The organism is Mycobacterium sp. MFM001 (assembly GCF_003402475.1).
GTDB lineage: Bacteria > Actinomycetota > Actinomycetes > Mycobacteriales > Mycobacteriaceae > Mycobacterium.
Genome location: NZ_BFAB01000008.1, coordinates 74,584 through 86,036, shown reverse-complemented (window position 1 = coordinate 86,036; position 11,453 = coordinate 74,584). Strand labels below are relative to the sequence as shown.

The window sequence follows — 11,453 nt, the reverse complement described above, 5'->3', positions numbered from 1 at the left end:
GGCAGGTTAGCTCGACCGTCCGTCGGCGGCCGGCGGCTCGACCCGCTCCGACTGCACCGATGAGGGGCCGGCAGGAGATTCCGACTTGTTCTCGTTCTGCAGTTCACGGACCTCGGACTTGAAGATTCGCAACGACTTGCCTAGCGAACGCGCCGCGTCGGGGAGCCGCTTGGCACCGAACAGCACCACGACCACGACGGCCAGGATCAGCCAGTGCCACGGACTAAGACTGCCCACTTTGGTTACCTCCAGACGTTCACCCGATGCTACCGCGCCGCGGCCTGGTAGGCCTCCAGCGCCGCGGCCGCGGCATCGCGAACCCGCTGGGCCAGCGACTCGGGCGCCAGCACTCGCACCGCCGGCCCCAGCCCCAGCACCAGGCGGGTCATCCAGTCGTCGGAGGCGTAGGTCATGGCCGCCTCGCAGTACCCGTCGGGCAGGTCGCGCAGCAGCCGCATCGGGTAGTAGTCGAACATCCACGACGCCGACGGCGCCAGCCGCAGCGTGGCCGACGGCAGCGACGGGTCGGCGTCGAACAGCGAGGTGTCCGGCGGGGCCTGCAGCGCGGGTTCCGGCGGCGCCGAGGGCTCGTCGAGCACCTGCGCGTCGACGATGCGGTCGAACCTGAACAGCCGCACCCCCTCGGCCTCCCGCGACCAGGCCTCCAGGTAGCTGTGGTCGCCGACCAGCACCACCCGGATGGGGTCGACGACCCGGGTGGACAGTGTGTCGTGCGAAGCGGCGTAGTAGTCGATCGTGAGCGCGCGGTTGGTGCGCACCGCGGTGCGCACGGCGGCAGCGGCGTCGCTCTCCGCCGGCGCCGGCTCGTCGACGGCACCCGAGCCACGCGCGGCGACACCGGCCGCGGTTTCGATCTTGGCGATCGCGCTGCGGGCCGCTTCCGGGTCGACCACACCGGGGATGTCGGCGAGCGCCCGCAGCGCCACCAGCAGCACCGTGGCCTCCGGCGACGACAGCCGCAGCGGCTTGTCCACCCCCGCCGAGAACGTCACCTCGACGGTGTCGCCGGAAAAATCGAAGTCGATCAGGTCGCCGCCGAACCCGCCGGGAAGACCACAACACCAGAGCTGCCTGAGGTCTTCGTCGAGCTGCTCGATCGACACGCCCAAGTCGGCGGCCGCCTCGGCACGGGTGATCCGCGGGTTGGCCTGGAAATACGGCACCATGTTGAGCAGCCGCACCAGCCGCGTCGAAACCGGCGTCATACCGAAACCTCAGCCTGCGCCTTCAGCCGTGCCAGCACGTCGTCGCGCAGCGACTCCGGCTCCAACACCACGGCGTCGGCGCCGTAGCCGGCGACCTCGCGAACCAGCCGATCGGTGGAGCCGACGTCCAGTTCGAGCACTTCGCCGTCCCGGCCCGCCAATTGCCTTGGGCCGACAGGTTTTCCGGCGCGCCGTAGCGCGGTGGCCCGCCCGTCGGCCACCCACACCCGGGCCTGCACCCCGGTCGGCGCGTCGGACACGGCCTCGGTCACGATCGCGCGCAGGTCCACACCCTCGGGCGGGGTGACCGCGCCCGGCGGGCCGAGCGGTGTGACCGGGTCGCCGATCCGCGACAACCGAAACACCCGGGTGGCGTCGCGGTCGCGGTCGTGCCCGACCAGATACCAGCGGCCCTTCTCGGTCACCACACCCCACGGCTCGACGGTGCGGGTGGTGTACGGCTCGGTGCGCGACGGCCGGTGCGGAAACTGCACCGCCTGGCCCGCGTCGATCGCCGAGAGCAGCGCTCCCAAGCTGTTCTCCGAGCCGCGGACTCCGTCCAGCCTGGCGGGCGACGCGACGGTCACCGGCGCGTCGGAGTCGACGTCCACCCCGCCGGCACGGAGCTTGAGCAGCGCGCCCTGTGTGGCGGTGACCAGCTCCGGCGATTCCCACAGCTGGGTGGCGACAGCCACCGCCGCGGCCTCCTCCGGGGTCAGCTCGACATCGGGCAACGCATAGGCGTCACGGTTGATCCGGTACCCCTCGACGGGATCGAAGGCCGACACCTTGCCGGTCTCCAGTGGGATGCCGAGATCGCGCAGCTCGTTCTTGTCCCGTTCGAACATCCGCGAGAACGCCTCGTCGCTTGGGCTGTCGCCGTAACCGACCACGGTGGACCGGATCTTCTCGGCGGTCAGGTAGCTACGGGAGGACAGCAAGGCGATGACCAGGTTCATCAACCGTTCGACTTTGGAGATCGCCACGCGCCCCACCTTAATTGCCCGGCTTCTCCTCATCGCGCTACCCGCTCTGCATCGGCGCCGGGCGAGCTACATGCTGGCGATCAGTCGTTTGACCCGCTCGTCGACCGACCGGAAAGGGTCTTTGCACAGCACAGTCCGCTGCGCCTGGTCGTTGAGTTTGAGGTGCACCCAGTCGACGGTGAAGTCGCGGCCGGCGGCCTGTGCGGCGCTGATGAACTCGCCGCGCAGCCGGGCGCGGGTGGTCTGCGGCGGCTGGTCGACGGCGTCCTCGATTTCCTCGTCGGTGGTGATCCGGGCCGCCAGGCCCTTGCGCTGCAGCAGGTCGAACACGCCGCGGCCGCGCTTGATGTCGTGGTAGGCCAGGTCGAGCTGAGCGATCTTGGGGTCGGACAGCTCCATGTCGTAGCGGTCCTGGTAGCGCTGGAACAGCTTGCGCTTGATCACCCAGTCGATTTCGGTGTCAACCTTGGCGAAGTCCTGGCTTTCCACGGCGTCGAGCTGACGGCCCCACAGGTCGACGACCTGCTCGATCTGCGCGTTGGGCTCCCTGGTCTGCAGGTGCTCGACGGCGCGGGCGTAGTACTCCCGCTGGATGTCCAGCGCGCTGGCCTGCCGCCCGCCGGCCAGCCGCACCGGACGCCGGCCGGTGATGTCGTGGCTCACCTCGCGGATGGCGCGGATCGGGTTGTCCAGCGAGAAGTCGCGGAAGGCCACCCCGGCTTCGATCATCTCCAGCACCAGCGCGGCGGTGCCCACCTTGAGCATGGTGGTGGTCTCGCACATGTTGGAGTCGCCGACGATGACGTGCAGGCGCCGGTACTTCTCGGCGTCGGCGTGCGGCTCGTCGCGGGTGTTGATGATCGGACGGCTACGGGTGGTGGCGCTGGAGACGCCCTCCCAGATGTGCTCGGCGCGTTGGGAGAGGCAGAAGGTGGCGGCCTTCGGGGTCTGCAGTACCTTGCCGGCCCCACAGATCAGCTGGCGGGTGACCAGGAACGGCAACAGCACGTCGGAGATCCGGGAGAACTCGCCGGCCCGCACGATCAGGTAGTTCTCGTGGCAGCCGTAGGAGTTGCCCGCCGAGTCGGTGTTGTTCTTGAACAGGTAGATGTCGCCACCGATGCCCTCGTCGGCCAGCCGCTGCTCGGCGTCGACCAGCAGGTCCTCCAGCACCCGTTCGCCGGCGCGGTCATGGGTGACCAGTTGCACCAGGCTGTCGCATTCGGCGGTGGCGTACTCGGGGTGGCTGCCCACGTCGAGGTACAGCCGCGCGCCGTTGCGCAGGAAGACGTTGGAGCTGCGGCCCCAGGACACCACCCGGCGGAACAGGTAGCGGGCGACCTCGTCGGGACTCAGGCGGCGATGGCCGTGAAACGTGCAGGTGACACCGAACTCGGTCTCGATGCCCATGATTCGCCGCTGCACGATTCGAGCGTACTGGTATCCGGCCGCGACGGTACGGGAGGCGCGCTTGTAAACAGCTGTCGGCTTTACTTACCGTCCGACTTAGACTTGCCAGAGTCCGACTTCCCCGACGGCGAATCCGGCTTGGGTAGCAGCGCCTCCAGCGCCGAGCCGGTGATCCGCCGGAACGCTCGCCGCGGCCGGTTGGCGTCCAGAATGGCCACCTCCAGCATGGACACCCCGAGGCTGGGCTGATCGCCGCCGTTGCTGCTGCCCGCCCGCAGCGCATCGACCGCGATCCGCACGGCGTCGGCCAGGTCGGCGTTCTCGGCGTAGGAGTCCTTGAGCGCGTTGGCAATCGGCTCCGTCGTGCCGCCCATCACCACGAAATGCGGTTCGTCGTTGATCGAACCGTCATACGTGATCCGGTACAGCTCAGGGGGTTTCGACTCGCCGTAATGAGCGACTTCGGCCACGCACAGCTCGACCTCGTAGGGCTTGGCCTGCTCGGTGAAGATGGTGCCGAGCGTCTGCGCGTAGACGTTGGCCAGTTGGCGACCGGTGACGTCGCGGCGGTCGTACGCGTAACCGCGGGTGTCGGCGAATTGGATTCCGCCGCGGCGCAAGTTGTCGAATTCGTTGAACTTGCCCGCGGCGGCGAAACCGACGCGGTCGTAGAGCTCGCTGATCTTCTGCAGCGAGCGCGACGGGTTCTCCGCGACGAACAGCACACCGCCGGCGTAGGCCAGCGCCACCACGCTGCGGCCCCGGGCGATGCCTTTGCGTGCGAGCTCGCTGCGCTCGCGCATCGCCTGCTCGGGCGAGATGAAGTACGGAAAGCTCACGAGTCACCCCGCCCAGCGTCGGGGCCGAAAGTGTCTGCACGCGAACGGCTTTCGATGACCTCCTTGGCCAGCTCGGCGATACGCGGCTCGGGCACCTCGGCCGCGCCGTCGGCGCCGATGGTGACCGCCGTCGGGTAGATGCCGCGGACCAGGTCTGGGCCGCCGGTGGCCGAGTCGTCGTCGGCCGCGTCGTAGAGCGCCTCCACGGCAACCCGCAGCGCCGAATCCCCGTCGGTCACCTGTGAATACAGCTTTTTCATCGACGAGTTGGCGAAGATCGATCCCGAACCGACGGACTTGTAGCCCTCCTCCTCGAGGTTCCATCCGCCGGCCGCGTCGAACGACACGATGCGGCCCGCTTTCTCCGGGTCGGGATCGTCGAGGTCGTAACCCACCAGCAGCGGCAGCGCGACCAGGCCCTGCATCGCCGCGCCCAGGTTGCCGCGCACCATGATCGCCAGCCGGTTGACCTTGCCGGCGAACGTCAGCGGCACGCCTTCGAGCTTCTCGTAGTGCTCGAGTTCGACGGCGTAGAGCCGGGCGAACTCGACGGCGATCGCCGCGGTGCCGGCGATGCCGGTCGCGGTGTAGTCGTCGGTGATGTAGACCTTCTGCACGTCGCGGCCGGCGATCATGTTGCCCTGGGTCGAGCGCCGGTCACCGGCGATGACGACCCCGCCCGGGTATTTCAGCGCGACGATCGTGGTGCCATGCGGCAGCGAACTGCCGGCGCCGGGTTCGGCGCTACCGGCACCGACCGGCAGCAGCTCGGGCGCCTGGCGACGCAGGAAGTCAGCGAACGAGGACAGGTCTACAGGGTTAGCGGGAACTCCGGGAAGTGCTGAGTGGGTGGCCAGGCGATCGCGATGAAACGGCCAGGTCACTGGCCGCCCTTTTGGACGTACGCGCGCACGAAGTCCTCGGCGTTCTCTTCCAGAACGTCATCGATCTCGTCGAGCAGGTCGTCGGTTTCCTCGGTGAGCTTCTCGCGACGCTCCTGACCCGCGGCTGTGCTGGCGGTCAGGTCGTCATCGTCGCCGCCGCCACCGCCGCGCTTGGTCTGCTCCTGAGCCATCGCTGCCTCCTGCTATGTCATCGGCGGCGCATTACACGCCCGCCGGTCCCTCTACCCTACCGGTCGACACCGGCCTTTCCCCCGGTAACGAAGCTCACGTCGTCAGTTGTTCCACCAGTTCCGCCGCGCTGTCCACGGAGTCCAGCAGCGCCCCGACGTGGGCCTTGCTGCCCCGCAGCGGCTCCAGCGTCGGGATGCGCACCAGCGAGTCGCCACCGAGGTCGAAGATCACCGAGTCCCAACTGGCGGCCGCGATGTCGGCGCCGAACCGGCGCAGGCACTCCCCGCGGAAGTAGGCCCGGGTGTCGGTCGGCGGGTTGTCCACCGCGCCCAGCACCTGCTGCTCGGTCACCAGCCGCTTCATCGAGCCGCGCGCCACCAGCCGGTTGTACAGGCCCTTGTCCAGCCGCACGTCGGAGTACTGCAGATCGACCAGATGCAGCCGGGGCGCCGACCAGCTCAGGTTCTCCCGGTGCCGGAAGCCCTCGAGGATTCGCAGCTTGGCCGGCCAGTCGAGCAGGTCGGCGCACTCCATCGGGTCACGCTCGAGCAGGTCGAGCACGTGCGCCCAGGTCTCCACGATGTCGTTGGCACGGGGATCGGGGTCGCGGGTGTCGACCAGCTTGGCCACCCGGTCCAGGTAAACCCGTTGCAGCGCAAGGGCGGTCAGCTCGCGGCCGTCGGCCAGTGCCACGGCGACACGCAACGACGGGTCGCGGCTGATCGCGTGCACGGCGTGCACCGGGCGCGCTAACGCCAAGTCCGTGAGATCGATACCCTCCTCGATCAGGTCGAGCACCAGCGCGGTGGTGCCCAGCTTCAGATACGTCGAGGTCTCGGCGAGGTTGGCGTCACCGATGATCACGTGCAGCCGGCGGTACCGGTCGGCGTCGGCGTGCGGCTCGTCGCGAGTGTTGATGATGCCGCGTTTGAGCGTGGTCTCCAGCCCGACCTCGACCTCGATGTAGTCGGCGCGCTGCGAGAGCTGAAAGCCCGGCTCGTCGCCGGCCGGCCCGATGCCGACCCGCCCGGAGCCGGTGACCACCTGCCGCGACACCAGAAACGGCGTCAGCCCGGCGATGACGGCAGAGAACGGCGTCTGGCGGCTCATCAAGTAGTTCTCGTGCGAACCGTACGAGGCGCCCTTGCCGTCGACGTTGTTCTTGTACAGCTGCAGCTTGGCCGCCCCGGGCACGCTGGCGACGTGGCGCGCGGCGGCCTCCATCACCCGCTCACCGGCCTTGTCCCAGATCACCGCGTCGAGCGGGTCGGTGCATTCCGGCGCGGAGTACTCCGGATGGGCGTGGTCGACGTAGAGCCGCGCGCCGTTGGTCAGGATCATGTTGGCCGCGCCCACCTCGTCGGCGTCGACCACCGGCGGCGGGCCGGCGGAGCGGCTCAGGTCGAAGCCGCGGGCGTCGCGCAGCGGCGACTCCACCTCGTAGTCCCAGCGGGTGCGCTTGGCGCGCTGAATACCCGCGGCGGCGGCATACGCCAGCACCGCCTGCGTCGACGTGAGGATCGGGTTCGCGGTCGGGTCCGACGGCGACGAGATGCCGTACTCGACCTCGGTCCCGATAATCCGTTGCATGACCTAAAGACTAGGCGAACCGCTTTTGGCGCGACCGTGCGCGGTTGTCCGGCATTCGCGGCGTGTCGGCGTACAACCACGCACGCTCGCGGCGACGGCCGAGAGCTACAGGTACTGGCCGAGGTTGGATTCCGTGTCGATGGCCCTGCTGGCACTCGAGCTCTTGCCGGTGACCAGCGTGCGGATGTAGACGATCCGCTCGCCCTTCTTGCCCGAGATCCGTGCCCAGTCATCGGGATTGGTGGTGTTGGGCAGGTCCTCGTTCTCGGCGAACTCGTCGACGATCGAGTCGAGCAGATGCTGGATGCGCAGACCGGGCTGACCGGTCTCTAGCACCGACTTGATCGCGTTCTTCTTCGCGCGGTCGACGACGTTCTGGATCATCGCCCCGGAGTTGAAGTCCTTGAAGTACATGACTTCTTTGTCACCGTTGGCATAGGTGACCTCCAGGAACCGGTTGTCGTCGATCTCGGCGTACATCCTGTCGACAACCTTCTCGATCATCGCCTTGATGCATGCCGAGCGGTCGCCGCCGAACTCCGCGAGGTCGTCGGCGTGCACCGGAAGCTCCTCGGTGAGGTACTTGGAGAAGATGTCCTGTGCCGCTTCGGCATCCGGCCGCTCGATCTTGATCTTGACGTCCAGGCGGCCGGGCCGCAGGATCGCCGGGTCAATCATGTCCTCGCGGTTGGACGCGCCGATCACGATGACGTTCTCCAGGCCCTCCACCCCGTCGATCTCGGACAGCAGCTGGGGAACCACCGTGGTCTCGACGTCGGAGGAGACGCCGGTGCCGCGGGTGCGGAAGATCGAGTCCATCTCGTCGAAGAACACGATCACCGGGGTGCCCTCGGACGCCTTCTCCCGCGCGCGCTGGAAGATCAGCCGGATGTGCCGCTCGGTCTCGCCGACGAACTTGTTCAGCAGCTCGGGGCCTTTGATGTTGAGGAAGTAGGACTTGGCCTCGCGCGCGTCGTCGCCGCGGACCTCGGCCATCTTCTTGGCCAGCGAGTTGGCAACGGCCTTGGCAATCAACGTTTTACCGCAGCCGGGCGGCCCGTAGAGCAGCACACCCTTGGGCGGACGCAGCGCATACTCCTTGTAGAGCTCCTTGTGCAGGAACGGCAACTCCACCGCGTCGCGGATCTGCTCGATCTGACGGGTCAGGCCACCGATGTCCTCGTAGCTGACATCCGGCACTTCCTCGAGCACCAGATCTTCGACCTCGGCCTTCGGGATGCGTTCGAACGCATACCCGGCCTTGGTGTCGACCAGCAGCGAGTCACCGGGCCGCAGTCTGCGCGGCCGGGTGTCGTCGGCCAGCGCGTCGGGAATCCCTTCGGGCAGGTCTTCAGCCACCAGCGGCTCGGCGAGCCAGACGATGCGCTCCTCGTCGGCGTGCCCGACGACCAGCGCCCGGTGACCGTCGGCCAGGATCTCCCGCAAGGTCGAGATCTCGCCGACCGATTCGTAGGTCCCGGCCTCGACGACAGTTAACGCCTCGTTGAGCCGAACCGTCTGCCCTTTCTTGAGCAACTTGACATCGATGTTGGGTGAGCAGGTCAACCGCATCTTGCGGCCGGAGGTGAACACGTCGACGGTGTCGTCGTCATGCGTGGCCAGCAGCACGCCGTATCCGCTCGGGGGCTGGCCGAGCCGGTCGACCTCCTCGCGCAGCGCCAACAGCTGCTGACGCGCCTCCTTGAGAGTTTCCATCAGCTTGGAATTACGTGCCGCAAGCGAGTCGATGCGTGCTTCGAGCTGGTGCACATCGCGGGCATTGCGCGCGGCACTTTGCGGCCCGACCGCGCCCTCTAACTGCTCGCGCAGTATCGAGGCCTCACGCCGCAACTCCTCCAGCTCGGCGGCATCTTCGCTGGACAGGTCTTGTTCGCGAGGGCTTCCGAACGCTTCACGCTCTGACTCACCCATGTTGCGCTCCTTTCCCGCACCGGAAATGTGGCACGGCGGATACTTCAACGCTACCGGCGATTTCGGATTCATGCGTGAACTCGAAATGGGGCGCGCTGGCAACAGCGTTAACATGACACCGATCTGGCCTAATCGAGAGGACATTCGTGACCGTGAAATCCCTAGCCACAGGTGCCGCAGTCGTCGCCGCGATCGGTGCCGCGGCCGCCGGTGTGACATCTATTGCATCCGTTACCCCGGCCGCGTCGCAAGTAGTGCCCGTGGTATTCGGGGTGCCGATGCCGCTCGATCCGGCGACGGATGTGCCGACTCCCGACCAGTTGATCAGTGTCCTCAACGGCTTGCAGAACCCGGGTGTTCCGTTCGCGAGCAAGGGCTATCTGGTGGAGGGCGGCGTCGGCGGGGTCGAGGGCCGCATTGCCGACCGCAAGCTGCAGCAGGCTGCACAGCACGGTTCCTTGCCACTGACGTTCCAGGTGGCCAACATCGCACCGGCCGGCCCGGGCGCGGCGTCGGCCGACATCACCGCTTCGGGTCCGACCCTGGCGCCGACCACGCAGAACATCACGTTCGTCAACCAGGGCACCTGGAAGCTGTCCCGAGCCTCGGCGATGACGCTGGTGCAGCAAATCCAATCCGCGGGCTGACCGCTGCTGGTGCTGTGCCGGTTTCCAGGCACCTCCGCGCAGCCGTGAGCGCCGCCGCGATCGTGGCGGCGCTCGGGCTGTCGGGGTGTTCGAGCGGCGGTTCGGGCACTCCCGCCCCCGCGGCGTCGTCGTCTCCTGCCGAGGCTGCACCAGCCACGCCGGCGGCGCCGCAGAGCGCGCCGGTACCGGCGCCCGAGGCGCTCACCGACGTGCTGTACCGCCTCGCCGACCCGGGCGTGCCCGGTGCCCAGAAGCTGGGCCTCGTCGAGGGCGCAACGCCCGACAACGCCGCGGCTCTGGACAAATTCGCCAACGCGTTGCTGGGCGGCGGCTATGCGCCGATGACCTTTGAGGCGCATGACATCGCGTGGTCGGACCGCAATCCCGGAGACGTCGTCGCCACCGTCGACGTCAGCACCCCCAATCCCGGTGCGCCCGGGTTCTCGTTTCCGATGGAGTTCAAGCCCTACCAGGGTGGCTGGCAGCTCTCGCAGCGCACCGCGGAGACGCTGCTCGCCTTCGGCACCGCGCAAAGCGGGGCCTCCCCGACACCGACTCCTTGACATGTGGATCGGTTGGCTGGAGTTCGACGTGCTGCTCGGCGACGTGCGCTCGCTCAAGCAGAAGCGGTCGGTGATCCGCCCGGTGGTGGCGGAGTTGCAACGCAAGCTCAGCGTGTCGGCGGCCGAGACGGGGTCGCAGGATCTGTACCGGCGTGCCGGAATCGGGGTGGCGATGGCCTCGGCCGACCGGCATCACGCCGTCGAGGTGCTCGATGCGGCCGAACGCATGGTGGCCGCGCATCCGGAGTTCGAATTGCTGTCGGTGCGGCGCGGGCTGCAGCGCAGCGACGACTAACGCTTGCGGCGCAACGGAGTCGGCGTCACCGTGCCGGGCGCCAGCCGGCGCGCCGACACCAGGAACGCGGTGTGGCCGCGCATGTTGTGCTGCGGCCGCACGGCCAGACCGACGACGTTCCAACCTCTTTGCAGCGTCTCCCACGCCCGCGGCTCGGTCCAGCATTGCTGTTCGCGCAGCGCCTCCACGGTCTTCGACAGCTGGGTGACGGTGGCGACGTAGATCATCAGCACACCGCCGGGGATCAGCACCCGCGACACCGCGTCGAGCACATCCCACGGCGCCAGCATGTCGAGCACCACCCGGTCGACCGAGCCGTCGGGCAGGTCGCAGTCGGCGAGGTCGGCGATGACCAGCCGCCAGTTGTCCGGCGTGTCGCCGACGAACGTCTCCACGTTGCGGCGCGCGTGGTCGGCGTGGTCGGGGCGCACCTCGTAGGAGATCACCTGCCCGGCCGGCCCGACCGCGCGCAGCAGCGAGCACGTCAGCGCGCCCGAGCCGGCGCCCGCCTCCAGCACCCGCGCGCCGGGAAAGATGTCGCCCTCGTGCACGATCTGCGCGGCGTCCTTCGGGTACACCACCTGCGCGCCGCGGGGCATCGACATCACGTAGTCGACCAACAACGGGCGCAGCACCAGGAACGGGTCGCCGTTGGTGGATTTGACCACGCTGCCTTCGGGCAGCCCGATCACGGTGTCGTGTGCGATCGCCCCGCGGTGCGTGTGGAATTCGCCGCCGGGGCTCAGCAGCATCGTGTAATGCCGGCCCTTGGCGTCGGTGAGTTGAACGCGATCACCGACGCTGAACGGACCGCTTGCGGACACAGCAGTCTAGCCTGCCAGCAGACGCGCCGACGCCGATGCGCGGGGTTGTCGTAGGTGGCCCCTAG

Annotated in this window: 13 protein-coding genes; 3 read left to right on the top strand and 10 right to left on the bottom strand. The window is 68.2% G+C overall.

Features of this window, described 5'->3' with window-relative positions:
• Positions 1–6 precede the first annotated feature (6 nt).
• The 9 genes from tatA to arc form a co-directional block, all read right to left on the bottom strand.
• Positions 7–237: a Sec-independent protein translocase subunit TatA gene (tatA, locus tag MFM001_RS15625; protein ID WP_116376196.1), complete on the bottom strand. Its 231-nt coding sequence runs from the start codon at positions 235–237 to the stop codon at positions 7–9.
• A 29-nt stretch (positions 238–266) separates the two neighbouring features.
• Entirely contained in the window at positions 267–1,226 is a 960-nt protein-coding gene (locus MFM001_RS15620; protein WP_116376195.1) for a YafY family protein, read from the bottom strand.
• Positions 1,223–2,212: a YafY family protein gene (locus tag MFM001_RS15615; RefSeq protein WP_116376194.1), complete on the bottom strand. Its 990-nt coding sequence runs from the start codon at positions 2,210–2,212 to the stop codon at positions 1,223–1,225. Before MFM001_RS15615 ends, MFM001_RS15620 begins: the two co-directional genes overlap by 4 nt.
• 66 nt (positions 2,213–2,278) lie before the next feature.
• The gene (pafA, locus tag MFM001_RS15610; RefSeq protein WP_116376193.1) at positions 2,279–3,637 is read right to left on the bottom strand and encodes a Pup--protein ligase; all 1,359 of its coding nucleotides are present in this window, start codon (positions 3,635–3,637) and stop codon (positions 2,279–2,281) included.
• 65 nt (positions 3,638–3,702) lie between these two features.
• On the bottom strand, positions 3,703–4,461 hold the full coding sequence (gene prcA, locus MFM001_RS15605; RefSeq protein WP_116376192.1) for a proteasome subunit alpha: 759 nt from the start codon (positions 4,459–4,461) through the stop codon (positions 3,703–3,705).
• On the bottom strand, positions 4,458–5,345 hold the full coding sequence (gene prcB / locus MFM001_RS15600) for a proteasome subunit beta (protein ID WP_116376191.1): 888 nt from the start codon (positions 5,343–5,345) through the stop codon (positions 4,458–4,460). The genes prcA and prcB overlap by 4 nt, the downstream gene beginning before the upstream one ends.
• Positions 5,342–5,536 carry a ubiquitin-like protein Pup gene (locus MFM001_RS15595; RefSeq protein ID WP_062540654.1) on the bottom strand — a complete coding sequence of 65 codons (195 nt, stop codon included), beginning with the start codon at positions 5,534–5,536 and terminating at the stop codon, positions 5,342–5,344. The genes prcB and MFM001_RS15595 overlap by 4 nt, the downstream gene beginning before the upstream one ends.
• Before the next feature lie 94 nt (positions 5,537–5,630).
• Entirely contained in the window at positions 5,631–7,127 is a 1,497-nt protein-coding gene (gene dop, locus MFM001_RS15590; RefSeq protein WP_116376190.1) for a pup deamidase/depupylase, read from the bottom strand.
• 105 nt (positions 7,128–7,232) lie between these two features.
• Entirely contained in the window at positions 7,233–9,059 is a 1,827-nt protein-coding gene (arc, locus tag MFM001_RS15585) for a proteasome ATPase (protein WP_116376292.1), read from the bottom strand.
• Between the two features lie 146 nt (positions 9,060–9,205).
• On the opposite strand from arc, the gene MFM001_RS15580 reads away from it, so the two are divergent.
• The 3 genes from MFM001_RS15580 to MFM001_RS15570 are packed head-to-tail and all read left to right on the top strand — an operon-like array spanning position 9,206 to position 10,564.
• Entirely contained in the window at positions 9,206–9,706 is a 501-nt protein-coding gene (locus MFM001_RS15580; RefSeq protein ID WP_192886959.1) for a hypothetical protein, read from the top strand.
• A gap of 44 nt (positions 9,707–9,750) precedes the next feature.
• On the top strand, positions 9,751–10,269 hold the full coding sequence (locus tag MFM001_RS15575; protein WP_238159218.1) for a hypothetical protein: 519 nt from the start codon (positions 9,751–9,753) through the stop codon (positions 10,267–10,269).
• Between the two features lies 1 nt (position 10,270).
• Positions 10,271–10,564 carry a DUF503 domain-containing protein gene (locus tag MFM001_RS15570; RefSeq protein ID WP_116376188.1) on the top strand — a complete coding sequence of 98 codons (294 nt, stop codon included), beginning with the start codon at positions 10,271–10,273 and terminating at the stop codon, positions 10,562–10,564.
• Here the strand turns inward: MFM001_RS15570 and trmI are convergent.
• A complete protein-coding gene (trmI, locus tag MFM001_RS15565) occupies positions 10,561–11,388 on the bottom strand; it encodes a tRNA (adenine(58)-N(1))-methyltransferase TrmI (protein ID WP_116376187.1) in 828 nt (275 codons plus the stop codon). The genes MFM001_RS15570 and trmI overlap by 4 nt on opposite strands.
• Positions 11,389–11,453: the final 65 nt, after the last annotated feature.

Coding starts and splice junctions, on each gene's coding strand:
- MFM001_RS15620 (WP_116376195.1), bottom strand. CDS start 1,226: ATGACGCCGGTTTCGACGCGGCTGGTGCGGCTGCTCAACATGGTGCCG.
- MFM001_RS15595 (WP_062540654.1), bottom strand. CDS start 5,536: ATGGCTCAGGAGCAGACCAAGCGCGGCGGTGGCGGCGGCGACGATGAC.
- dop (WP_116376190.1), bottom strand. CDS start 7,127: ATGCAACGGATTATCGGGACCGAGGTCGAGTACGGCATCTCGTCGCCG.
- arc (WP_116376292.1), bottom strand. CDS start 9,059: ATGGGTGAGTCAGAGCGTGAAGCGTTCGGAAGCCCTCGCGAACAAGAC.
- MFM001_RS15570 (WP_116376188.1), top strand. CDS start 10,271: ATGTGGATCGGTTGGCTGGAGTTCGACGTGCTGCTCGGCGACGTGCGC.